This is a genomic window from Microcoleus sp. Pol14D4, from assembly GCF_036701245.1.
In the GTDB taxonomy this organism is placed as follows: Bacteria; Cyanobacteriota; Cyanobacteriia; order Cyanobacteriales; family Microcoleaceae; genus Microcoleus.
Genome location: NZ_JAUBQM010000050.1, coordinates 24,513 through 49,028 on the forward strand (window position 1 = coordinate 24,513; position 24,516 = coordinate 49,028).

General features: G+C 47.1%; 23 protein-coding genes. 7 read left to right on the forward strand and 16 right to left on the reverse strand.

Going from position 1 to position 24,516, the window contains the following annotated elements; translation table 11 throughout:
* Positions 1-105 precede the first annotated feature (105 nt).
* Entirely contained in the window at positions 106-2,472 is a 2,367-nt protein-coding gene (pcrA, locus tag QUA33_RS17980; protein WP_333149954.1) for a DNA helicase PcrA, read from the forward strand.
* 141 nt (positions 2,473-2,613) lie between these two features.
* On the opposite strand, the gene QUA33_RS17985 is transcribed toward pcrA, so the two are convergent.
* The 5 genes from QUA33_RS17985 to QUA33_RS18005 all read right to left on the reverse strand — a co-directional run bounded on the left by QUA33_RS17985 (position 2,614) and on the right by QUA33_RS18005 (position 9,523).
* Positions 2,614-3,885, reverse strand: a complete 1,272-nt coding sequence (locus tag QUA33_RS17985) for an FGGY-family carbohydrate kinase (protein WP_333149956.1) — start codon at positions 3,883-3,885, stop codon at positions 2,614-2,616.
* A 330-nt stretch (positions 3,886-4,215) separates the two neighbouring features.
* Positions 4,216-5,628, reverse strand: coding sequence for a serine/threonine-protein kinase (locus QUA33_RS17990; RefSeq protein ID WP_333149960.1), 1,413 nt, complete (start codon positions 5,626-5,628; stop codon positions 4,216-4,218).
* Between the two features lie 326 nt (positions 5,629-5,954).
* Positions 5,955-7,790 (reverse strand): biosynthetic-type acetolactate synthase large subunit, encoded by a 1,836-nt coding sequence (ilvB, locus tag QUA33_RS17995; protein WP_333149961.1) that lies wholly within the window; start codon positions 7,788-7,790, stop codon positions 5,955-5,957.
* 189 nt (positions 7,791-7,979) lie between these two features.
* Entirely contained in the window at positions 7,980-8,264 is a 285-nt protein-coding gene (locus QUA33_RS18000) for a hypothetical protein (RefSeq protein WP_333149985.1), read from the reverse strand.
* The gene (locus QUA33_RS18005; RefSeq protein ID WP_333149964.1) at positions 8,225-9,523 is read right to left on the reverse strand and encodes an MFS transporter; all 1,299 of its coding nucleotides are present in this window, start codon (positions 9,521-9,523) and stop codon (positions 8,225-8,227) included. The genes QUA33_RS18000 and QUA33_RS18005 overlap by 40 nt, the downstream gene beginning before the upstream one ends.
* Before the next feature lie 350 nt (positions 9,524-9,873).
* Here QUA33_RS18005 and QUA33_RS18010 point away from each other — a divergent pair, with 350 nt between their 5' ends.
* On the forward strand, positions 9,874-10,212 hold the full coding sequence (locus tag QUA33_RS18010; protein ID WP_006633346.1) for a P-II family nitrogen regulator: 339 nt from the start codon (positions 9,874-9,876) through the stop codon (positions 10,210-10,212).
* 161 nt (positions 10,213-10,373) lie between these two features.
* Here QUA33_RS18010 and rdgB read toward each other — a convergent pair whose 3' ends face one another.
* The 7 genes from rdgB to QUA33_RS18045 form a co-directional block, all read right to left on the reverse strand.
* Positions 10,374-10,961, reverse strand: a complete 588-nt coding sequence (rdgB, locus tag QUA33_RS18015; RefSeq protein WP_333149966.1) for an RdgB/HAM1 family non-canonical purine NTP pyrophosphatase — start codon at positions 10,959-10,961, stop codon at positions 10,374-10,376.
* Between the two features lie 218 nt (positions 10,962-11,179).
* A complete protein-coding gene (locus tag QUA33_RS18020) occupies positions 11,180-12,604 on the reverse strand; it encodes a phosphoglucomutase/phosphomannomutase family protein (protein WP_333149968.1) in 1,425 nt (474 codons plus the stop codon).
* Positions 12,605-12,796: 192 nt separating this feature from the next.
* Complete coding sequence (gene folE, locus QUA33_RS18025) at positions 12,797-13,531, reverse strand: GTP cyclohydrolase I FolE (RefSeq protein ID WP_333149970.1); 735 nt, start codon at positions 13,529-13,531, stop codon at positions 12,797-12,799.
* Between the two features lie 110 nt (positions 13,532-13,641).
* Complete coding sequence (locus QUA33_RS18030) at positions 13,642-14,367, reverse strand: SDR family oxidoreductase (protein ID WP_333149972.1); 726 nt, start codon at positions 14,365-14,367, stop codon at positions 13,642-13,644.
* A gap of 243 nt (positions 14,368-14,610) precedes the next feature.
* The gene (accA, locus tag QUA33_RS18035) at positions 14,611-15,591 is read right to left on the reverse strand and encodes an acetyl-CoA carboxylase carboxyl transferase subunit alpha (protein ID WP_333073767.1); all 981 of its coding nucleotides are present in this window, start codon (positions 15,589-15,591) and stop codon (positions 14,611-14,613) included.
* A gap of 551 nt (positions 15,592-16,142) precedes the next feature.
* Positions 16,143-17,165: a long-chain acyl-[acyl-carrier-protein] reductase gene (locus tag QUA33_RS18040; RefSeq protein WP_333035377.1), complete on the reverse strand. Its 1,023-nt coding sequence runs from the start codon at positions 17,163-17,165 to the stop codon at positions 16,143-16,145.
* A 163-nt stretch (positions 17,166-17,328) separates the two neighbouring features.
* Positions 17,329-18,021, reverse strand: a complete 693-nt coding sequence (locus QUA33_RS18045) for an aldehyde oxygenase (deformylating) (RefSeq protein ID WP_333073769.1) — start codon at positions 18,019-18,021, stop codon at positions 17,329-17,331.
* A gap of 70 nt (positions 18,022-18,091) precedes the next feature.
* Here QUA33_RS18045 and QUA33_RS18050 point away from each other — a divergent pair, with 70 nt between their 5' ends.
* Both QUA33_RS18050 and QUA33_RS18055 read left to right on the forward strand, forming a co-directional pair.
* The gene (locus tag QUA33_RS18050; protein WP_190738254.1) at positions 18,092-18,283 is read left to right on the forward strand and encodes a hypothetical protein; all 192 of its coding nucleotides are present in this window, start codon (positions 18,092-18,094) and stop codon (positions 18,281-18,283) included.
* Positions 18,284-18,518: 235 nt separating this feature from the next.
* Positions 18,519-19,337: a carbohydrate ABC transporter permease gene (locus QUA33_RS18055; protein ID WP_333149974.1), complete on the forward strand. Its 819-nt coding sequence runs from the start codon at positions 18,519-18,521 to the stop codon at positions 19,335-19,337.
* An 85-nt stretch (positions 19,338-19,422) separates the two neighbouring features.
* Here the strand turns inward: QUA33_RS18055 and QUA33_RS18060 are convergent, their stop codons facing one another.
* Entirely contained in the window at positions 19,423-19,650 is a 228-nt protein-coding gene (locus tag QUA33_RS18060) for a hypothetical protein (protein ID WP_333149987.1), read from the reverse strand.
* On the opposite strand from QUA33_RS18060, the gene QUA33_RS18065 reads away from it, so the two are divergent.
* The gene (locus tag QUA33_RS18065) at positions 19,592-19,783 is read left to right on the forward strand and encodes a transporter suffix domain-containing protein (protein WP_333149984.1); all 192 of its coding nucleotides are present in this window, start codon (positions 19,592-19,594) and stop codon (positions 19,781-19,783) included. The genes QUA33_RS18060 and QUA33_RS18065 overlap by 59 nt on opposite strands.
* Positions 19,784-19,843: 60 nt before the next feature.
* Here the strand turns inward: QUA33_RS18065 and QUA33_RS18070 are convergent, their stop codons facing one another.
* Entirely contained in the window at positions 19,844-20,872 is a 1,029-nt protein-coding gene (locus QUA33_RS18070) for a hypothetical protein (RefSeq protein ID WP_172191012.1), read from the reverse strand.
* Positions 20,873-21,221: 349 nt separating this feature from the next.
* Between QUA33_RS18070 and QUA33_RS18075 the strand changes: the two genes are divergently transcribed.
* Together QUA33_RS18075 and QUA33_RS18080 are read left to right on the forward strand one after the other, a co-directional pair.
* On the forward strand, positions 21,222-21,407 hold the full coding sequence (locus tag QUA33_RS18075; protein WP_333149976.1) for a DUF433 domain-containing protein: 186 nt from the start codon (positions 21,222-21,224) through the stop codon (positions 21,405-21,407).
* Positions 21,408-21,552: 145 nt separating this feature from the next.
* Positions 21,553-23,760: a pentapeptide repeat-containing protein gene (locus QUA33_RS18080; RefSeq protein WP_333149978.1), complete on the forward strand. Its 2,208-nt coding sequence runs from the start codon at positions 21,553-21,555 to the stop codon at positions 23,758-23,760.
* Positions 23,761-23,858: 98 nt separating this feature from the next.
* Here the strand turns inward: QUA33_RS18080 and QUA33_RS18085 are convergent, their stop codons facing one another.
* A complete protein-coding gene (locus QUA33_RS18085; protein ID WP_333149980.1) occupies positions 23,859-24,131 on the reverse strand; it encodes a hypothetical protein in 273 nt (90 codons plus the stop codon).
* Positions 24,132-24,285: 154 nt separating this feature from the next.
* A partial coding sequence (locus tag QUA33_RS18090; RefSeq protein ID WP_333149982.1) for a hypothetical protein occupies positions 24,286-24,516 on the reverse strand: 231 nt, incomplete at its 5' end.

Here is a 24,516-nt window from a genome sequence, read left to right on the forward strand (position 1 = left end):
GTTATAATATAGGGTGCGCTAGGCGCACCTTACCTTAAAAAAAACTCGCGGTATCGCATATCAAGTATTATTTACCCCTTAAAAAATTAAACTAACTTTCTAGCTATGACTCAAACCACTGATTTCCTCAGCCACCTCAACCCATCTCAGCGCCAAGCAGTCGCCCATTATAACGGGCCGCTGTTAGTAGTAGCGGGCGCTGGTTCCGGCAAAACCAGAGCTCTAACTTACCGAGTTGCTAACTTAGTTCGCACGCATCGAGTCGATCCTGAAAATATTCTGGCGGTGACATTTACCAATAAAGCCGCCAGGGAGATGAAAGAAAGAATTGAGAAATTGCTGGCAACTCAGCAAGCTGAAGCGGAATATGGCAAACCTTTGGTAGACTTAGCCCCGGATGTGCAAACCAAATTGCGATCGCAGATTTACCAAAGAATTACCAAACACATTTGGATGGGGACTTTTCACTCTTTGTGCGGCCGCATTCTCCGCTACGATATTGAAAAATACCAAGACGAAAAAGGCCGCAAGTGGCAGAAAAACTTTTCGATTTTTGATGAATCAGATGCTCAAGGTATCGTCAAACAAATTGTTACAAAAGCTCTCAATCTGGACGATAAGAAATTTGACCCGCGAAAAGTCCGCTATGCCATCAGCAATGCTAAAAATAAAGGGTTGTCGCCTCAAGAATACCAAGCAGCAGAACCCGATTATCGAGGTCGTGTGATTGCCGATGTTTACAGTCGCTACCAAGACGCTTTAGCAGCCAACAATGCCCTAGATTTTGACGACTTAATCCTCGTTCCCGTTAAGCTTTTGAGCCAAAACGAGCAAGTATTAAGTTACTGGCATAAAAAGTTTTGCCATATTTTAGTTGACGAATACCAAGATACTAACCGCACTCAATATGATTTGATTCGGATGTTGGTGACAAATAACGCCGACCCGAAAAGCTTCGATAAATGGCAAAACCGCTCGATTTTTGTCGTGGGGGATGTCGATCAATCAATTTATAGCTTTCGGATGGCAGATTATACCATATTGCTGGAATTTCAAGAGGATTTTGGAGATGGTTTGTCCGACGATAAAACTCGGACAATGGTAAAATTAGAGGAAAATTATCGATCGCGCGAAAACATCCTGCAAGTGGCGAACCACTTGATCGAACACAATACCGAACGGATCGAAAAAATTCTGCGCCCGACTCGCGAACCCGGAGCTCCGATTGTTGTCTGGCGCGCCGACAACGAATTAGAGGAAGCGGAATTTGTAGCAGGTCAAATTCATTCCTTGAAGCGCCAAAACTCCGAATACGAAAACGGCAGTAACTTTGCGATTCTCTACCGCACAAACGCTCAATCTCGATCCTTTGAAGAAGCATTAATGCGTTTAGACATTCCTTACAATATTGTCGGCGGCCTGAAGTTTTACGATCGCAAAGAAATCAAAGATATCCTAGCATACCTGCGGGCGCTTGCCAATCCCGACGATAGCGTCAGCCTCAAACGCATCATCAATACACCCCGTCGCGGCATTGGGGATACCACATTTTCCAAAATTGAAGACGCTGCTACTCAATTGGGTATTCCCTTGTGGGAAATCCTCAGCGATGAATCATCTGTCAATACTCTCGCAGGGCGATCGGCAAAAGCTATTATTAAGTTTGCCGAAATGATTGGTCGTTGGCAATCGCAAGTTGAAACCCTGCCGGCTTCGCAAATTGTCCAAGGAATTATCCAAGATTCAGGCTACATTGAAGATTTGAAAAATCAAGGAACCGAGGAAGCCGAAAATCGGATAGAAAACGTCAGAGAATTGTACAATGCTGTGCTGCAATTTGAAGAACAAAACGAAGAACCGACGCTGACATCATTTTTAGCAAAAGCATCTTTAGCATCCGATTTAGATGACTTGCAGGAAGAAGATTCCCGCGTGTCGCTGATGACGCTGCACTCCGCAAAAGGGTTAGAATTTCCCGTAGTATTTCTAGTCGGAATGGAACAGGGTTTATTTCCCAATTTCCGCAGTTTGGACGACCCGAAAGCGATCGAAGAAGAACGCCGTTTGTGCTACGTCGGCATCACTCGCGCCCAGGAATTGCTATTTCTCACCCACACTCGCGAACGTCGCCTCTGGGGAGGTTTCCGGGAACACTGCACCCCTTCCCTATTCTTAGGGGAATTACCGCCACATTTGCTGGCTGGAAGTGCGAAGAAAACTAAAGCCGGGAAAACGGCTGCATCTAAAGGAAAAACTAATAATTCAGCCGCTAATGCCGGCACTTCTCAACCGGGAAACAATGGACAATCGGCGGATTGGAAAACGGGCGATCGGGTTTTTCATCATGCTTTTGGAGTTGGAGAAATTACCCACGTTTTGGGAGAAGGCGATAAAACTAATCTGGCAATTAAGTTTTCGGGTTTGGGCAGAAAAATTATCGATCCGAGAACAGCTAAATTGCAGCGAGTGTAAGTAAAAATATCAGAATTTTCTGCGGTTGAAACCGCTTCAATAAACAAGATTACCTCCCTTGACCAACTATATTGCAAAGCATCTGCGTTAATCTGCATAAATCTGCGGTTTTTCCATAGATCCAAGATTTATGCAATAACTCTAATGAGTTACACCTCGCATTGCTAATAAAGCCGTCCCATAAGCAGCCGCAGTATGAACCGGCGTTTCAACAGGCACTTTTAAATAACGCTTTCTAATCGCACTCCAAACCGAATTTTTTGCCCCGCCGCCAGCAGTATAAACTTTGGTCAAAGGATTTGCACCCAATTCTTGCAATAATTGATATCCCCGCGCTTCAATCCGCGCTATGCTTTCTAGCAAACCGTGCAGAAATTCCACTGAATCAGTTGGACGCGGTTCGAGTCTGGGCGACAAATTCGGGTCATTAATCGGAAAGCGATCGCCCTTTTTCAACAATGGGTAATAATCCAGCAAACTCTCTTGTGCTGGATCAATTTGTGTGCTATAATTATCCAACTCAACATCAGTAAAAAAATGCCGCAGCACCGCACCTCCGGTATTAGAAGCACCTCCAACTAACCACAAATCGCCTAATTTATGACTGTAAATCCCGTATCTAGAATCATCTACGCGGGTATGACTTAACAGTTTGACTGCTAGTGTAGAACCGAGAGAAGTTACTGCTTCCCCTGGTAAATTGACACCGCTGGCTAAAAAGGCGGCAATGCTATCGGTTGTGCCAGCACAAACCATACAATCGCGGGGAAAACCGAAGCGATCGCCCACTTGAGTTCTCACTTCCCCCACAGGCGTTCCCGGTGCGACAACTTGCGGCAATTCAGGCGTTGCAGCGCCCGCAATTCCATGTGTCAGCCAATTCGGATAGCACAAAGTATCAACATCGAAACCGAGTTTCAAAGCATTGTGATAGTCGCTAATTCCCAATTTTCCGTGCAGCAGAAATGCCAGCCAGTCAGCTTGATGCAGGAAAAACGTATGGGCGGTTTCCTCTCGAAAGTTTTGGAACCACAGGAGTTTGGCCAGACTGGATGTTGCGCTTAATACTGTGTGGTTATCCGGGGCGATCGCCCTTAACCTCTCTGTCACCGCTGCACCGCGCGCATCATTGTATAAAATCGGCTCACATACTGGTATACCGTCGGTATTGCACAGCATGACAGTGGAAGATGTGCCGTCAAGGGCGATCGCCCTTACCTGATTGCGGATTGTTGGGGGAATTTGCTCTATCGAATCCCACAGCGCATTTTGCCACACCGAGGGCAATTCAGGCTGTTGTTGCCCGTTGTTGGCAAAAGTATATTCAGTCTCACAATGTATTGTACCCTGGGAGTCTATGACAGTCGATCGCGCGCCCGTCGTGCCGAAATCTATTCCCAAATAAAGATTCATTTGCCACTCCCGCGAATTTTCCTATTTTGAGTAAACCACAAAGTTTATTTGCGTCTTATGCTTGTTTCATTCCTCAGCTTCTGCTGTGGCCATATCAGCATTTATCTGATCTTTATTGGCGTATTCTTTAAATAGGGGATGATTTTCTAAGTTGCGATCAATAGGTCTGAGAATTTTTATGTTGGCTAAAGATTATGTTGTAAATTCTATTTCATAGGGCATATCTAAGCTGTACATATTTTAATATAATTGGTGCATTAGTGTTCGCTAATTAACCCTAGATTCGTAAAAAAGGTTCGAGAATAAATACTTGACAAAGGGCTGAAATCGCTATAGATTACAGCTTACAGCTCTCGATGCGAGAGAAGAACCATAACGCCACTTCACACCCAAACCCCGGAACCCACCCCACCACCCAAACATCTGTCCAGGGAGGTGGCCCTCTGGTGCTTGCAGATTAAAAGTTAAATCATTGTAGCTCAACCAATCTTTCCTCCCCTTTCTCCTCTTTCGCCAACCGACGCGATCGCCTAGCTTGCATTCAGTATCCCAATCAACTTTGCCGCCCACTTCCAACCAAATTTTTTTCTGGACGCTAAAACCAAAGCGACCCTGACTATATTTGACCCACAACTGGTCTATCGTCTGCAAATCATCGCAAGGAAAATTATCAATTGAGTCCGTATCAAAATAATCTTCCTTCTCCCGTCTCGCAGCTTTCAGCATTACCTTTATTGTTTCCTGATCCGCCTCTTTCCACTTTCCTGCTGCTAATAAATCCCGGAGACGAGTATAGTCAACACCCCGCGCTGATGTAAGCGAGTCTGGTGACGTTGCTGGTTGAGGTGTGTGAGCTGATAATTGAGGTGATTGAGTACCAAGATCCTGCAAAACTTCAGTAGCAGATTGATAACGTTTTTTAATAGCAGGCTGTATCATTTTATCTAAAATCTGACCCAGTTCCGAACTGACAGATGTTTTTAAGTGTTCTCGCCACACCCACTCAAACTCGCTATCATCGAATAAATCAATCGGCTCAACCTCAGTTAACAGACACAGACAAGTCACACCCAGACTATAAATATCACTCGCATGAATAGCTTTACCGTTGGCTTGTTCTGGTGCCATATATCCAGCCGTCCCGATCCTCGTTCCCGTTACCGCTAGAGCCGTTTGTGTCGCATATTTCGCGGCTCCAAAGTCAACTAAAACCAATTGCCCATCTTGCCGAACAATAATATTTTCTGGCTTGATATCTCGGTGAATTACTTGGCGAGAGTGAATGAACTCGAATACTGGCAGTAAATTATTAAGCAAGTTGCGAATCTGCGTTTCGCTAAAATATCCCTTAGATTCTAGTGCTTCGGCTAAATTTTCACCCTCGATGAATTCTTGGACTAAATACTGCCGTCCATCTTGACTAAAATATGCTAATAAGTCTGGAATCTGAGAATGTTTACCCAACTGTTCTAGGCGTACTGCTTCAAGCTCAAATAACTCAGCAGCTTTCTGGATACTAGAAGCGCCTTGAACTTGGGGGTAGAATTGTTTAATAACACAGGGAGGTTTAGATGGTTTATACTCGTCAACAGCTAGAAAAGTGCGCCCAAATCCCCCTTGTCCAATAATTTTTTTCGCTCCGTAGCGATCGCCCAATAGCAGTTTATTCCCACATTTTTGACAGAATTTTGTATAGCCAGATGGGTTTTGGAATAAGCAATCAGGGTTTAGACACTGGCTCATAAAATATGCTTAGAGATTACAGATTAAAGCTCTCGATGCGATGCCAGCGGACATGGTTTTAAATCTGGAACAGCAGATTCAGGTAAAGAGACGGCATTGCCGATATGTGTCAACTTAAGTCTGAAACCTTTGTATCTCTCGCTTTTATCCGAGGCCAGATCCCCCTAAATCCCCCTTAAGAAGGGGGACTTTGAGATCGCTCCGGTTCCCCCCTTCTTAAGGGGGGCTAGGGGGGATCTGGCCTCGGCGACAAACAACAGTCTCTGAGTAAGTTTGACCTTAAGTTGAGACTAATAGGCACAGCCTAAGTCCCCACTCAAAACTACTTAAACTTTTGTCCCGCACTCAGGACAAAAGTTATTGGTGGAAACATTCTTAGCGCCGCAACTCGGACAATAAACCAACTCCGCAGATTGCAACTTGCTACGATCGGGCAAACCAACCATTTGAGCGTTGCTCTTACCTGGAACAACCATCGGATAGCAGTTTTCGTCCCTCGTCACCTTCACGTTCATCAGCACCGGGCCGTCGTGAGCGAGCATTTGAGCGATCGCATCTTTGAGTTCCTCCGGCCGCGAAACCAGCATCCCTCTCACCCCGTAAGCTTCAGCCAGCATTACAAAATCCGGCATCCCCACAGTCATATTCGACGACGAATAACGCTCCCCGTAGAACGCCTGCTGCCACTGCCGCACCATGCCTTGCCAGCCGTTATTTACAATCACAATCTTGACATTAATGCCGTATTGTGTTAGCGTTCCCAGCTCTTGAATATTCATTTGCACGCTAGCATCGCCAGCAATACAAATCACTTGCTCATGCGGCAGCGCCATTTTCGCGCCCATCGCCGCCGGCACCCCGAAACCCATCGTGCCCAAACCAGCGCTCGAAATCCAGCGGCGCGGCCCGTTGTTCAAGAATTGAGCCGACCACATTTGATGTTGACCGACATCTGTTGTGTAGTAAGCATCCGGCGCTTGGGTAGCCAACTCCGAAATCACCTCTTGCGGAGACAAAATGTCTGGGTAATGAGGCACAACTAACGGATAGTCCTGTTTCCACCGATCGATCCTGTGCAGCCATTCTGCAGTCTGTCCGGTTTTCCCCGAAACTCCAGTTTCCCGACAGCGGCGCAGCAAATCGATCAAAACTTGCCGGACATCTCCGACAATCGGCACGTCAGGGCCGCGAGTTTTGCCGACTTCCGCCGGGTCGATATCGATGTGAATCACCTTAGCCCGCGCGGCAAACTCGTCTAATTTCCCGGTCACGCGATCGTCAAACCTCGCCCCCACAGCAATCAGCAAATCGCACTCGGTAACGGCAAAATTAGCGTAAGCAGTGCCGTGCATCCCCAGCATTTTCACCGACAGAGGATGGTTTTCGTCAAAGGAACCTTTGCCCATCAGCGTTGTCGTGACCGGCAATTGGAAAAGTTCGGCCAGTTCCTTAATTTCCTCGTGGGCCCCGGCTGCGATCGCCCCGCCGCCGACATAAAGCAAAGGACGCTTCGCTTCCTTAAGCAAATGAATCGCTTGATTAATCTGGCGGGGATTTCCCTTCACCGTCGGCCGATAGCCCGGAATTCTCACTGCTCCGGGTTCCACGGGCAGATAGTCAAATTCTTCTAAACCCACATCCTTGGGTACATCAACCAACACAGGCCCGGGCCGCCCTGTACTCGCGATGTGGAAAGCTTCTGCCACAATTCGCGCCATATCTCTGGGGTCGCGCACTACATAGGAATGCTTGACAATTGGCAGGGTAATCCCGTAAATATCTGTTTCCTGAAACGCATCAGTGCCGATCGCCGGACGGGCCACCTGACCGGTAATAATTACCATCGGGATCGAATCCATGTGGGCTGTCGCAATCCCCGTTACCAAATTAGTTGCGCCGGGGCCGGAAGTAGCAAAACAAACCCCAACTTGTCCGGTAGCGCGGGCGTACCCGTCGGCCGCGTGAGCAGCACCTTGCTCGTGCCGCACCAGAATATGTTTGATAACGCCGGTTTCTTCAGCGCGGTAGAGTTCGTCGTAAAGCGGCAGAATTGCTCCGCCCGGATAACCAAAAATATGCTTGACGCCGTGGCGGATCAAGCTGTCAATCAGAGCAAATCCACCAGTTGCACGTCTGATGGTCACTTTAGTTTTTAGTTGCACAGAATTTCCTTCCTTAAACTAATTATGATTTTTAATGAAAGCTTTTATACTACTTTAATCTCAATTAATGAAACTATGAAAATTTAAGTGGTGAGATTTTACAAAAGATTTCGCGATCGCAGAGGGTTCGCCCGATCTAGACATTGTGGAACAGCAGAGGAAGAAAAGAAACAGAGGAAATAGCGGCCTCTATGTCGGTTTACCGCGATATGACGCTTGTATAGCATTCGTCATGCGACATTCGACAACAAAAACAATCGTTTCAGCAATTAAGAACGTCCTCACTATCAGGGGGATTGCTATGTTAGAGATCGATCGCGAAAATAAAGCCCTCTTCCCTCTTCCTTCTCCCTTCTTCTTGACCTCCGTTACATCCGTTACCTCCATTACATCCCGTACATTGCTCGTTGCCGAACTTCCTTCTTGCCAAAGTCTCAGAGAACATCCTGCAATACTTTGCGAGTATGTTTCCAAGCTGCCATGCCCATCACCGATACCAAAAAGCCCAAACTCAGTAACACGATCCGCAAGCCGAGGTCATCCGATCGGACGGCTTTGCTGACAGCATCAGTCAGCGGGCCGGTAATCGCTAAAGGCAGGCTCAGAGCAATATTAATCGCATTGTTTTCCAATCCAAAGACTTTGCCCCGCATAGATTCTGGAGTTTTTTCTTGAATCAGAGCCTGCATCGGGCCGTTAATTAAGGAAGCACCAAAACCGAACAGAGCACTCAATCCGAATCCCACCCACAACTGTCGGGTAAAGGCAAACATTGCTAATACAAAACCCATCATCAAGAAACCGATTAAAGGTAGAGGTTTGTGGTGGAATCGACCGCCCCAGTGTCCCAAAAAGGCTGCGCCGAAGACCATTCCGACTCCCGCTGCAGCCAGCAAAAAGCCAAATTGAGTTTCTTTGAGACCTATTTTGCCTGAAAGCGCGATCGCCAGCACCTGAAGCGCTGCAAACACGGAATACAAAATCGTCAACTGCACCATCGCGTTGCTGACAAGGTGATTGTGTTTCAAATAGCGCAAACCTTCTTTGAGATCTTGCCAAGGATGGACGTTTTTGCCACTGCTGCCGGCATGACTTTCTTTGATCCGCATGGCATAGATCAAACCTGCCGATATCAGGTACAACCCGCCCAGCAAAAACTCTTGAGAAGCCGATCCGAAGCTGTGTTTGACCCAACTAAACAGCGGTTCGCCGATCGTCATCCCGACAATAATCCCGCCCATGGTGGACGAGGCGAACAGCGCATTTGCCGACATCAGTCCCTCTCGCCCCACAGCCAGAGGAATTGCCGCCTGCTCTGCCGGAGCAAAAAATTGCGTTACGGTAGAGATCAAAAACGTCATCGTCAGCAAAACCACAAAAGCTTTGGGCAAAAACGGCAAAGCTACAATCAACCCGGCTCGAATCACGTTGCAGGCGATCAGCATTTGCTTTTTGGAAAAGCGGTCTACCACGATCCCGGCTACTGAACCAAAGACGATCGCCGGCACGGTGTAGGCGATCATGACCGCTGACAGCATAGAATTTTCCGAATGTTGCCAAGAAACCGGCCAGGGTCGGTAGTCGCCGGTTTTCAGCAGAATAATCAGCAATACGTAAAAAATTTTATCCGCCACTTGGGCCAATAACTGGCCCGTCCACAAGGCTAGGAAGGGGCGATTTCTCAGTAGGGCATCAAGCCCGCTGCGGTCAGGGGGAGGGCTGGCTGGGTGCATAAGAATAGTTTAACTGACCGCCTCTGGCAATTATAGTTTTCAGCAATACGTGCAAATCTCACATAGCAAAGCGGAAACTCGGAAAACTCCTGTCTCCTGGGTTCTTTTTCTGTTTTAGCAGATCGGCGGGGGACGGCTGCAGTCTTCTTAACTGTACCGCGATCGGCCGGAGCCGAGAACCCGCGCGCCCGGAAAATCCGAGAAGATTGTTAAAGGTTGGCGTGCATTTCATCGCGAGTACAAGATAGGGTAATATACTTGACAAAATACTTGCTGTTGGCAGTGGTATTAAAAGATGTCACGCCGATTAAGTAATATAACGAAGGTACTAACTGTTAGGAGTGAAAAACTTGAAAAAGGTTGAAGCTATTATTCGCCCCTTTAAACTAGACGAAGTGAAAATCGCACTCGTCAATGCTGGTATTGTGGGGATGACTGTTTCTGAAGTTAGAGGTTTTGGCCGTCAGAAGGGCATGACAGAACGCTATCGCGGTTCTGAGTACACCGTTGAGTTCTTGCAAAAGCTCAAGGTCGAGATTGTTGTGGAAAACGATCAGGTTGACATGGTGGTTGATAAAATTATCGCGGCTTCCCGCACGGGCGAGATTGGCGACGGCAAGATTTTCATCTCTCCTGTAGAACAAATTATTCGGATTCGGACTGGGGAAAAGAACTTGGAGGCAATCTAAGATACTGGGGCATTGGGCATTGGGTATTGGTAATTGGTCTTTGGTAATTGGTCTTTGGTAACTGGTCATTGCTAAGGAAAAACCTCTTTCCTGTTTAATTCTGATACCTAACTCTCAATATCCAATGCCACAGTTACCCCCTGTTTTGGCTTTTTTCCTCATTATGGGTTGACAAGGTTCGCTATTTGTGGTAATAGAGCTTGGAAGGCTCGGCCGCGGTGAGAGTGCGATCGCTTGATATCTGGTGTCATTTCTGCAAAAGTTTGTTGCTGTGCGGGTACGTAGAAAATGGGATCGTATCCGAAACCTCCGGTACCGCGAGGGGTGTGGAGGATTTCGCCCCGACAAATTCCTTCTACTTGCAAGGCAATTGTACCGTCGGGACGGGCGATCGCGATCGCGCAAACAAATTGTGCTTCCCGGTTTTGTTCGCTACCCAATTCTTTGAGAAGTCGATCGATCCTGTCAGCATCGGTTTTCCCGTAGCGCGCCGAGTAAATCCCAGGTTGACCGTCGAGTGCATCTACCATTAAACCAGAATCATCGGCGATCGACCATTTGCCCGTTGCTTTTGCCACTTCAGACGCCTTCAAGCAAGCATTAGCAATAAAAGTTTCGCCTGTTTCCTCAATTTCCAACTCTTCCGGTTTGAGCTCCAATTCCCATCCCAAATCCTGAAGATAAACTTGCATTTCCTTGAGTTTACCCGGATTGCCCGTAGCTACAACTAGCAATTTGCGATCGGTCATTATTTCTATTAAAACTTACAAATTGATGTTAACAAAAAAAACGTCGCACGCGCGCCAATAAGTTATATTGTTCCTGGTTGGTGGGAAATTTATTGCTTGTAGGCTGGGAAATAATGGGATTTTTTTTACCGCAGAGGGCGCAGAGGACGCAGAGAAAGAGAGATTTGAGATCGAGTCATCTGCGTTCATCTGCGTTCATCTGCGGTGGAAAAGTCCGATTAATTATGCGCCCAATTTTTCGCCCAGTTTAAGTTTTGCATAACTTCTTTCAATGTCGCCGCTTCTGAATACAGCCGCAACACTGGTTCGGTTCCGCTAAACCGAATTAACAGCCAACTTCCGTCGGCTAAACGGAATTTATATCCGTCAACTTTGTTGCAATCTACAACTGCTTTGCCGGCGATTTCTGTTAAGGGTTGATTTTGCAGCAGCGACAGCAAACGCGACCTTTCTTCCATGTTTGCTAAGTGCAAGTCGATTCTGTCATAAGCTGAAGAAAAGCTGGTTTCTTGTTGCAGTCGGCTGTAAATTTCACTTAAATCTTCCCCGGATTTGACAACTGCTTCTAATAAGTACAGCGCTGACAGCAAAGCATCTCGTTCGGGAATGTGCGTACCGTAGCCAATTCCTCCCGATTCTTCGCCGCCGACTAAGACTTGGGTGGTTAACATTCGATCGGCTATATACTTGTAACCGATCGGCGTTTCAAATAAAGGCAAGTCGTACAGCTTGGCAATTTTGGGAATTATGTCTGAACCGCTGACTGTTTTGATGACTTCCCCGGTTAAGCCGCGCCGTGAAGCTAAATGTTCGATTAATATGGGAACTAGGATTTGTGAACTGAGAAAGTTGCCGCTAGAGTCAACGGCTGCAATTCGATCGCTATCTCCGTCAAATACAAATCCGATCGACAAACCAGAACTTTTTCGCTGGTGAGTACGCATCACCCGAAATAACTGCGACAGGTAGCGCGGCAAAGGTTCCGGTGCACCGCCGCCAAACAGCGGATCTCGATCGCTGTTGACTTCATGTACTGTTTCTTCTAAAATTTGAGCTAATCCTCCGGCGGCGGCACCGTGCATTACATCTACAAATACTGTAATTTTGCCGCTGGCGATCGCTTCTTTAATCGCCTCAATATCCACCATTTCCCGCAAGGTTTTGCAGTAAGCCGGCCAAGGATTGAAATTCTCCAATTTGCCGGGAGTTGCTGAAAGTGCCGCCGGATTGTCTAGTTTTGCTTCTATCTGTTGAGTAACTTCGGGCGAAACTGAACCCCCAAATCCTCCCTTGACTTTTAACCCTAAATATGGACCGGGATTGTGGCTGGCTGTCAGGACGATCGCACCCAAAGCATTTAATTGTTTGGCAGCTAAACTGAAAGCTGGAGTGGGGGCGTAGGATTCGCTAAGCAGCACGTCAAATCCTGCGTTTTGGATGGCCACAGCCGCTGTTTTGGCAAATTCTTCAGCCAGAAATCGGCGGTCGTGACCGACAATTACGGTACCGCTGCTGCCATCGCTGCCGCCGGTTGGTGCGAGAACTTGTGCCGCTAGGGGAGCGACTAACGCTACGCGATCGAATGTAAAATCGTCAGCAATGATGCCGCGCCAGCCATCTGTACCGAATTTAATGGGATTCATTTAGTCACAAGTCATGAGTCACCCGTCTATTTTATGGGTTTATCAGTCGATCGTCATCTGATTTTAGATTTTAGATTTTAGATTATGGAATTGCGACTGCGGATGAATCAGGGGGCTAGTGACCAAATTACTTGATCGCTAGCCACCAGGAAAAAAGTGATTGGCTAATGACTAATGACTAATGACTAATGACTAAAAGAATGCCGGTTGGTGGCGGATCAAATTCAGGAATTCTTCGCGAGTTTTCTGTTCTTCTTGGAACACGCCCAACATTGCACTCGTAACCGTCCAAGCACCAGGTTTTTGCACACCCCGCATCGTCATGCACATATGGCTGGCTTCCATTACTACGGCCACTCCCTTCGGTTCCAATATTGTCTGAACTGCTTCGGCAATTTGGCGCGTCAAACGTTCTTGCACCTGCAATCGGCGGCTGTACATCTCGGAAATTCGGGCTAATTTGCTCAATCCCACTACTTTTTGGTTGGGAATGTAAGCAATGTGAACTCGGCCCATAAACGGCAGCATATGGTGTTCGCACATACTGAATACGCTGATGTCTCGCACCAGTACCATTTCGTTGTGGCCTTCGTCAAAGATAGCGCCGTTGAGGAGTTCTTCGAGGGATTGACTGTAACCGCTGGTGAGAAACCGCATTGCTTCTGCTACCCGTTTTGGGGTTTTGAGCAATCCTTCACGTTCGGGGTCTTCTCCTACTCCCAGCAGCATTGTGCGAACGGCCTCCATCATTTCTTCTTGGCCTACTTCGGAGGGTTTGGGCACGCTGGATTCTTGACCGTTCGAGGAATTGCGATCTGGTCGAGTTGGGATGCGCGGGGTGTTGTTGTCTGGGGTTTGTAACAGTTTCATGCTGTCAGTCGAAATTGAGTTCGAGCCATTGGAATCGGGGGAAGATGCAATTGTCATAACAATTTGGTGTGAGGGTGAATCGATTTGCGATTTTGGATTGGGGGATATAGCTATAGATTCAAAGATTGTTGAATTCGAGAAAAATCCAGCAGTCTAAAATCTCAAGTTCACAAAACTCCTGCGTTGGACATGAGCGTGATTTCTTCAATTACTGCACTTGCTGGCAACTGAACTGCGTGCAGAATTGATTGGGCCACGATTTCTGGGGTTAACATGGCACTGCGATCGAAGTCGGCTTCCACGGTGTCTGTGTCCCACAGGGGAGTATTGACAGAACCCGGACAGATTGCTGTTACGCGAATTCCGTGAGTCCGTTCTTCGGCGGCTAAGGTTTTAGACAAAGCCATGAGACCGAATTTGCTGACGCAGTAGGCTCCCCAGTTGGGGAAGGCTTGGGTGCCGGCGATCGAGGAAACGTTGATGATGATTCCCGATCTGCGATCGCGCATGGAGGGCAAAACTCCTAAAATGCACTGCCAAACGCTAGTCAAATTGAGGTCTAGAACGCTCTGCCACTCGGCTAGGGGCGTTTCCGTCAAAGAGCCGGTGTAGCCCATGCCAGCGCTGTTGACCAGGATATCTACGGAACCCAATTGAGATGCGATCGCGCTGATGCTGCTTTGCACTTGCTCAATTTTTGCCAAGTCTAAGGGATAAGCTTCTGCTTTCACTCCGACTTCTCGGGCTGCTGCGGCAACGGCTTCTAACTTTTCCGACTCTCGGCTAACTAATGCCAGATTTATGCCCTCGGCTGCGAACGCTAGAGCCGTCGCTTTGCCAATACCGCTGCTGGCTCCGGTTATCAGAGCCTGCTTTGTTGTTGGATGGTTCATTCAGTGTCCTAATACTTTCGCTCGGCAACTCCCTACAGCGTTGCAGCCTTCTTCGGCAAATTAGACAACTGTCTGCTGCGGGTGATAACAGTTAATTATGAGATGAACATTAAGAACTGTTAAGCCGGTGTCACCTGAGAAATTATAACACTGCTGACTGATCGGCAGAATAATGAGCTGTGAGTTATGAGTTTAAAGTTAAGAGATTTTTAACTGATAGCTCACAGCTCTGAATCGATCGGCTCAAGCAGAAATTTCAGTGAACACACCGATGTGGCGAAACTTTTGATATCGAAGCTCGCGTCGCTGCTGAGCCGTAAGCTGTGTGAGTTCTGCTAAGTTTTCCAACAAAGCTTGTTTGAGTATGGAAGCAGCTTTGAGGGGATTCGAGTGAGCGCCGCCGATCGGCTCTGGTACTATTTGATCGAGAATGCCGAGGTTTTTCAAGTCCCAGGAAGTAATTTTCAGGGCTTCTGCGGCCAAGTTAGCTTTGCCAGAGTCTTTCCAGAGAATGGCCGCACAAGCTTCGGGAGTGGCGACGGTGTAGACGGAATGTTCCAGCATCAACAGCCGCTCGCCGACACCGATACCCAAAGCGCCGCCGGAACCGCCTTCGCCGATGACGGTGCAAATAATGGGAACGTCGAGGCGAAACATTTCTCGGAGGTTGCAGGCGATCGCCTCTCCCTGTCCGAGCTGTTCTGCTTCTAAGCCCGCCCAAGCCCCCGGAGTGTCGATAAAGGTGAAAATTGGCATTCCGAAGCGATCGGCGTGTTCCATCAACCGCAGGGCTTTGCGGTAGCCGCCGGGAGCAGCCATACCGAAGTTGCGGGCGATATTGTCTTTAGTGTCGCGCCCTTTTTGATGGCCGATAATGACTGTGGGACGCCCATCTATGCGGGCAATTCCACCGACGAGGGCCGGGTCGTCTCCGCCGCGCCGATCGCCGTGAAGCTCTATCCACTCGTCGCTAATTGCCTGAATGTAATCGAGCGTGCTGGGGCGGCGCGGGTGACGGGCGAGTTGCAGCCGCTGCATGGGGGACAAGCTGCTGAAGATTTCTTGTCGCAGTTGGGCCGAGCGAGCTTCGAGTTTGCGAATTTCGTCCGTGACATCGACGCTGTTTTCTTCGGCGAGTTCGCGAATCTGGTGAATTCGGGTTTCGAGTTCGGCCAGAGGCTTTTCAAAATCTAAGAGTAAGGGTTTACGGTCTGGGTTTGGCACGCGGATAATTTCTATAAGGTTTTGTCAGGTTTTGTCGATCGACTATTTCCAGATCCTACCCTGTCAGGGGATGCTGAAAAAGAGGGGAAATTGGGAAGTTTTGAATTTTGAATTATGCTTGGCATACTAAGCTTGTTTAAAACCAGAGACTTGAGCCTCGTTTTTTGCTACACTATTTTTGCTTGCTTCTGATTTTTACGCCTCTATTTCCCAGCGTCCCTGGGTTCCCCACCGCCACAAAAGACCTAACCCTGCTGAACAGTTCCCAAGTCCAAAAGCGACACCAGCGCGATCGAACTCACCTCTTCGGAAGCTTTAACAGCCCTGTCTATATTACATTTTGTCGCCAACTATCAAATATCCGAATAATTAAACACAAACTCTTGCGACCAATCACATCCGCTTGTTCTGAACTACAAACTACTTTTATTATGCTCGTGCTCTGGGAGATAATGTTAATAGTTGACTGTTAACGCTTAACCTTATCAAAAAAGTTACTGGTTATTATCAGAAAAACTTTCCTCAATAACCAATAACTACAACACATCACATCAAAATGACATTAAAGGCCTGAAACCGTGCTTGACAGAAATATGACCGATTTGCTCCATCTTTTCCACAGTAATTTGATTTCGTCCCCAAGAAAAGTTGGTATACATTTTTTCAAATTCCAGCAGCATTGATTCAGCAAAACAGGCAAACAACTGTCTGCCCGGTACATCCATATTGACAATCTTCATAATTTTCCACTCAATATCGAGGGAATGCTCTACAATGCCGCCATTGAGTACGTAAATTTCTGGATGCTGAACCTGAGTTGCCAGATTTTTTGGATAGCCGCCGTCAATCAATAAACAGGGTTGCTTCAATGTCTTAGGGTCAATTTCTACTCCCTTGGGCATACTGGCTACCCAGACTACAATATCGGCTTGGGGCAGGGCTTCTTCCAAGTCCATGATTTTGCCTCGCCCCAATTCTGATTGCAAATCTTGCAATCGTTCTTTGTCGCGGGCAATCAGCAACAATTCTGCTACATTTGTTTTAACATTGAGCCAGCGACACACCGCACTGCCAATATCCCCGGTAGCACCGCAAACCGCTACAGTGGCTTTTGAAAGTTCAATTCCCAATTTTGGGGCTGCTTCTTCTACTTGGCGGCAGAGGATGTAAGCCGTGTGAGTGTTACCGGTAGTGAAGCGTTCAAACTCCAACTTGAGATTGCGAATTTGCTTAATTTGCTGCAAGTTGAAAGTCTCAAAAATGATCGAAGAAAAGCCGCCTAAAGCAGTGATGTTAATCCCGTTTTTTTGAGCGTGTGCCATCGCATTAAGGATTTTGCGAGTGGCTGCTTTAATCCGGCGAGTGGCTAGCATTTCTGGCAGAAAACAGGACTCCACATAGCGGCCTTCTATTTTTTGTCCAGTGATGCTTGTTACCGTGATCTGATCAACTATTTGGGGCGGTGCGCTGCACCAAAAATCGAGACCTTGATCGGCATATTCTGGATAGCCCAGCTCGTTAGCTACTGATTGGGCGTGTTCTAAGCTGGTTAAGTGACCGATTAGACCAAACATTAAGTTGTCAAATGAAGGAAGATTGAAAATGGAAGATGGAAGATGAAAGATGGAAGATAAAAGATGGAAGATGGGAAGATTAAAAATTTATTTTTTAAAATGAGTTATCCCCTTTTTAACTTTTAATTTTTAATTTTTTTCCCATTCCTTATTTCCCAATTAACTAGGCTGCGAGGCCTTGTGCTGACATCCGCATAATATCGCGGTTGTTAAAGCCTATGTTGCCTAGGGCTTCGCCGTAGGCAATCATAAAGTCTTCGATTAAAGCGTCTTTTTCCATTCCCAAGACGCGGGCATCGTCTGCGACAGAGTTTAGCAGTCTCCAGATGATGGGCAGGTTTTGGCGGTTGGCGGCTTCTAGTTCGGCTTTGGATTCCTCAAAGTGAGCTTGCAGCCAGACTTCCCCAAAGTTGAGGTGGCTATATTCTTCTTTGACGACGCCTTCGGTGATTTTGCGAGCAAAGTCATCGGCGACGGGGATGTAGATGTTGTAAGCTGCGATCGCAAAACACTCGATAATTAGCGATTGAATCAACAAGCAAGTTACAATCTGACCTTGGGCAGCGGCCGTCTGGAAGTTTTTGTGCAGTTCCGAAAAGAACTGCTTGGCAAATGCCATGTCGGGCGTGACTTTAAGATTCCGGCCACAAGCTTGGAAGCCTTTCATGTGGCGGTTCTCCATCTTGGACAAGCCAACTAACTCTGCTTTTTTGTCAGCCAACAGTTCGGCCAGTGTCAGGTAATTGTCGTGAGCTTCTTGTTCGCCTTCAATCACAATGGCGTTGATGCGACTGTAAGCATCTTTGTAAGTTTCGGTTTGAAAGTCAATTGTTGGGCTGGCCTCAAGCTGGGGCATAGATATGTAGTCTCCTCATATAAGCTTGTGGGATGTCTGCAAACCACTTTAAAATTGGGGGTCAGTGACAGTGCACTTTACCTTTTTTGAACGCACCCCATCTAAATCAGAGATTATAGCTGAGGATTCTTTCGACAAAGAACTTTTCTTTGACGTTCCGGGAAAAACTGGCGTCCTCAGCGTGTTTGCCGGACTTTTGCCGTCGAACACTCCAGAAAGACTATCGCTAGAATGCTATCTATTTACTAATTACTTGAATTAGTCGTTAGTCGATCTTTTGCCCGGAAATAGATGATAGAAATACGGTCTATGTCTCCACCTTGAAGGGTTTTACAGTACCAACTCTATCTCTAACATTATATCCTAATCACCACTTCCTCCCTAGGTACTCCTTCTTTCCCTCTAGGACATATTATGTTGTTGTATGGGAAGCCTCTGGGAGGCGATCGGGTGGGATAACGTCACAGGCTTATTATTTTAGGTTAATTCACAATTTTATGGGTAAATCCTTTGACAGATCTCAAGCGCTGGAACTGCTGAGTTTTATTTTGTTGCTGGCGGGGGCTGCGCTGGTGCTGCTGCCGCTGGCTGCTGTATTTTTGGTTTCTGTATCACCATCTGGTGTCGGTGTCAAGGCCACAGGCCTGACTTTTGCGAACTATCAGGAAGCTTGGCGACGTGGCAATTTTTTGTTGGCATTTGTTAATTCTACTCTAGTGGCGATCGCAGTGACGGGTTTTCAGGTTGTAACTTCTGCTTTGGCCGGTTACGCCTTGGCCCGGCTGAAGTTTCGCGGGCGACAGGCGATTGTGTTGGGGGTTTTGGCAACGCTGGTAATTCCGTTTCAGCTTTTGGTGATTCCCATTTTCATGGTTTTGAAGTGGGGCCATCTGCTGAATACCTACGCGGCGCTGATTTTGCCGACGGCGGCTAACGGTTTTGGGATTTTTCTGCTGCGCCAGTATTTTATGACTGTTCCTGTGGAGTTGGAGGAGGCGGCAATCCTGGATGGGGCTAACCGCTGGCAGGTGTTGTGGCAGGTGATGTTGCCTTTAGCCCGCCCTGCTTTGGTGACGCTGTTTTTGTTTACCTTTATCGGGGAGTGGAACGATTTGTTTAAGCCGCTGGTGTTTACGACGCGGCCGGAGTTGCGGACTGTGCAGTTGGTTCTGGCCGAATTTCAGGAACAGTTTACTAGCAGTTGGCAGTTGTTGATGGCGGCGGTGGTAATTGGAACTGTACCAGTGGTGTTGCTGTTTTTGGCCGGTCAACGGCAGTTTATACGGGGGATTGCGGCGACGGGGATTAAGAATTGAGGTGGAGATGCTTGGCAATTAAGTTTGTAGTCAGATTTTGAAGCATTCTCAAGAACAGGCATCTTGCCGGTTGCTGACATTGGTTTCAGATGTGAGTTTGTAGTAACTCGGCGATGGAAATCGCTACGATACAAACCACGTCCACTTTCAGCAGACTAACAGATAAAGGGAATATCAAAACTGTATTATTTGAATCTATGCAAAAGCTCGGTTTATTTTTATTTGTCATATCTTTTCTGCCCTGGCTGGCAATCTTGTTTGTTGTGCCCTTCCTGTCGCTGGACATTCCCCAAAAAACTACTTTATCTGTCATTCTAGCTGTTGGGGCAGAAATCTGTTTTTGGATTAGCGTGGTCCTGTTAGGGAAAGAAGTAGTTACCAAATATCGGCGTTATTTGCATCCTCGCTATCTTTGGAAAAAAATCAGAAATTTTAACCGCAGATGAACAGGGTTCGACGCAGATATTCACCCTGGATGTGGGCGTTTATCTGCGGTCAAGATTGAGCTATTCGCTGAAAATTTGCAAGCGAATCGAGCGTTCTCCGTCTCCAAAATCCACTTCAATCTTTTCTCCCGAAAGACTGTCCAAACATCCCAAAAGCAACCGCAAATTGGGTGTGCTTGCTCCTGTATCCACGTACAATCTATCTGCCAAACTGCCTAAACGCTTCCAAATTGTGTAGAGTTTGACTACTGTTTGTTCTAGCTGTGCGGCTTGTTTTACAACGTCGGCGGTGGTCCCCAAACAGCCTACTCGCAAAGATTCTTCTAAGGCCATTTCCATGTCTAAGTGAGACTGATTGAGAGCTTGCACTTGGGCGGCGGCGTCTAGATATTTTGATAAGTTTTTGGCGTCGGAAGTTAGCTGTTTGACAGTATCTACGTCGGGATTTTCTGCTACTTCTTTTTGAATTTCGCTTTGGTGAGATGGGGAGAGTTTCTCCATTTCTTTGACTAAAGGAGCGAGGTAGCGGGAAGGTAGAGAACCGGTAGATGCTTTTTCTTTGACTTCTTCTGGCAATAAATCTGAGTTCATTGCCATCCATTCGTCGGAAAGTTGTTTGACTTCGCGGCGGGTGATGCGATCGCCACTTGCTGCGGCATCTGTTACCATTTGCTGGACTTCGGGAGATGCTTTGGCGGTTTCTACAAAGGCTCTTTTGCTGAAGTTTCTAATGGAATTTGGGTCTAAATCTCCTTGCTGGATCAGAGTATCGGCACTATTAGCTAATTCTATCAAAGAATAGGCTTGACTTTTGCCAATTTCTCTTTCTTTGAGCCAGTTCAAAAACCCTGTACCGCGTCCTTCGCCGCCTTTTTTTTCTCTGTCTCGGACTGTTCGGAGAATGCGTCCCCGCCAAATGTCGGTTTGCAAGTCGAAGCGATCGCACACTTTCCAGGCATTGTCAACCTGATTTTCAAAATCAAAGTCTGGTAGTTGTTCGTCTTCGGGGTCTGGCAATTGGAAATTGATATCGGTAAAGCCGTTGAGGGCTTCTGCAAGTTCTGCGGGATTTAGGGGGACTTCAGCCATTAGGAAAAAAGTGTGTAGTGCAACAGCCGGTTTAATTGGTAACTTGCACGGGTTGACAGTTGAGACGCTATATGTAGCGGTAAGGTAGGCAAGATTTACCTACTAATAGAGTTTTTGTGCAAGTCATATCATTATTGCACGATGGGGGGCGATCGGCGAAAAGATACCCAAAATGACTCCGGGCACGCCCCTGATGGGACTTGAGGGGAGTGCTGGCTGTGGGGGGATTGAGTTAAATTGAATTAGGAAATTAAAGGAACTAATAAAATGCTGGAAACTACCAAACGTTAGAAGCGCTCTATCCCTTTGTTAGCCTAGAATTGAGAAAATAAGCTAAAGAAAAAGTGCCATGTCAGAACAAGACATCGCTAATATTATTGCGATCGAACCGGGTAAGCGAGGTGGGAAACTTTGTATTATAGGCATGATAATTAAGGTTTATGAACTGTTGAAATATCTCGCTGATGGAATTAGTTATGAACAAATTTTAAATGCTTTTTCGGATATGACGCAACATGATATGTGGAATTATTAGAGTTTTTATTAAATAGTTATCATATTATGTTTCGGTAATCGCTAATAATGATTCTGTAGTAAGAGGGTAAGGCTCGCGAGCTAGAAGCTCGCACTGTAGTCGTCATTAATTGACTGGACATAATATTATATCCCTGCGTGAAATCATGCCCAAAGACTTCTCCGGTAAAAATCTCCGAGGCCACAATTTCAAAGGTCAAAACCTCACAGGTGCAAAATTTATCGGTGCAGACATCCGAGGCGCAAACTTCACCAATGCGATCCTCACAGAAGCTGACTTCACCCGTGCCAAAGCTGGACTGCAACGTCGATGGACAATTTTTCTAGTAACTGTTTCGCTATTTCTATCGTTAATATCGGGATTGATGTCAGGCTTTGCTAGTTTGTGGGTAGCAGTTTTTTTCACTCCAAATAACATCAAACAGTACACCATTATTCCCGGTGTGGTTGTGTTGATAGTTTTGGCAATCTTCTTTATACTTACTATCCGCCAAGGTCTAGGAGGAGGGGCAGCGGCAGGGGCAGCGGCAGGGGCAGGGGCAGCGGCAGCAGCAGCGACAGCAACAGCGGCAGCGACAGCGGCATGGGCAAGGGCAGTGACAGGGACAGGGGCAGCGGCAGGGTCAGTGGCAGCGGCAGTTGCAGGGGCAGGGGCAGCGGCAGTCGCAGCCGCAGGGGCAGCAGCCGGGGCAGGGGCAATCGCAGCGGCAGGGACAGTCGCAGCGGTAGTGGCAGGCGCAGGGGCAGTGGCAGTCGCAGGGATAGTGGCAGTGGTAGCGGCCGGGGCAGCAGCCGGGGCAGGGGCAGCAGCCGGGGCAGGGGCAGGGGCAGTGGCAGGGGCAGTGGTAGTGGCAGCGACAGCGGCAGGACTAGGTATTTACGTTGCTTGGCGTGCCCTGGCTGGGGATGAAAAACAGGCCTTGATTCGCAGCATCGCCATTGCCTTTGCCACTACAGGTGGCACTAGCTTTCGCAATGCGGATCTAACTGATGCCAATTTCACTGAGGCCACCCTCAAAAGTACAGATTTGAGAACCGCCAATCTCACTCGCACTTGCTTCCACAATACAGAAAAACTCGATCGCGCGCGAGTCGGTAATTCGATATTAGCTGATACCCGCGTCCGAGAATTACTCATCACTGGCAATGGCTACAAAAAATCCTATGTCGGTGCGAATCTCCAAGGAGCAAACCTGACAGGCGTTAATCTCAACGAGGCTAATCTCAAGCAGGCTAATTTCAGCGAAGGAACTTTGCATCAAGCTAATTTGGAATTCGCAAACCTGACTGAAACTCAAGCCTTAGCAACAGATTTTACAGAAGCTTATTTTACAGGTGCTTGTTTGGAAGCTTGGAACATTGACGGTAATACAAAGCTCGATCGCGTAGACTGTCGCTTTGTTTATCTTCTAGAATATCCCCAACCGGGAACTGGCGATCGCGAACGCCGCCCTCACCACATCAGTAAATGTTTTGAACCGGGGGATTTCGAGAAAGTCTATAAAAAAATTATGACAACCGTGCAAATTCTGCTCAAAGATGGGATTAACCCCGAAGCTTTTACCGCCGCTTTTCAGAAGTTAATGCGAGAATTTCCAGACATTACACCGGACTCAATTCAAGGAATTGAGAAGAAAGAAAATGATGTTTTACTGACTCTCAAAGTTCCCGAAGGAACGGACAAGGGTAAAGTTGAGCAAATTTGGGACGAAGTTTATCAAGCAAGGCTAGAAGCTCAAATGCGAGCCGAGCAATTAAAATCTAAAGATGAAATTATTGCCATTCAAAAACATTATTTAAATGTCTTTCTAGACTTAGTGAAAGGAGGGAATCCTAAAAATTGGGAACTGAATGAATTTGTAAAATTGTTGACTCCGCCACCTGTAAATGTTAAATTTATTAATGAAGTTAAATCTACATCAGAGAGTAAAGTTATGAGTGACCAAATCGACCAAAGTCGCAAAATAGAAATTACAGGCGGAACCGTTAACGCTAGCGGCGCTGGAGCGTTAAGTTTAGGTGATATCAGCGGTACTGTTGCCAATACAATTAATCAATTATCTGATTCTGCTCAACCAGATGAACCGGGAATCAAAGAATTATTGACTGAGTTACAAACAGCGATCGAGGCTGAAACTGATTTATCTGATGATGATAAAGCTGAAGCGTTGGAACAGGTAAAAACTTTGGCAGAAGTAGGGAAAAATCCCCAAGAAAGTACAATGCAAAAGGCGGGGAAAACGGCAATGAAAATTTTGAAAGGAACTATTGCTGGTTTACCTAGTGCGGCGACATTGGTGGAAGCTTGCAGTAAATTGTTGCCCGCGATCGCAAGTCTCTTACTTCTACCCTGAAATCCAATATCAACGCCCAGTAAGTAATTGTATTTTTAGGGCGGGCGAGACGCCCACCCCACGAAAATTCTTCGCTTCAATCAAAATGACAGCGCAGCTTACCGTCCAGATTTTCTCGGCGGTGTATCATCAGTCGATCGCTTCCGACGGATCAGCACGCTCATCACCTGCTTCGGATTGGCCGCACGTTGTACGGGGCTCCAATCGCCGACTTGGGCAAATCCTAGTCGGTACAAAGTGAGTATGGTTTCCCTGACTCCTTTCGGCGAACCGACAACCGTTAACAGCACAACTTCCTGTTCCGATATTGCTGCTGAGTCGTCATTTGGCCGATCGGAAAAGTTGTCGTCAGGCACGAATTCCTGTGACATAATATGTTCTCCTGGTTTTGGGTTTTCTAGAAAAACCCAAAAACCCAGCCGCCCCGCATTTCAACACATAGCAGGGCGGCTACAGAGGATGTTAAGATACTCCGTTAGCCTCCAGACTGCTGTGATCAGTTTGGCGGTTAGCTGTCCATTGCTGTTACGAGCAGCTTTGGGCAGTGCAACTAGATTTTTGGGCGACGCGGGCTGCTTCTTCTACAAGCAAGCAACCTCTCACTTCAAAGCGTAGCCGCAGATGGGGGCCGCCGTCAATCCATTTTGGATTTTCGATTTTGGATTTTGGATTGAAGAATTGGCGTTGCTGAACTATGGTATGATGAAGTTGTCCTCTGAGCGTCAAAAATAACACATATTTCCAAAAAAATATTAT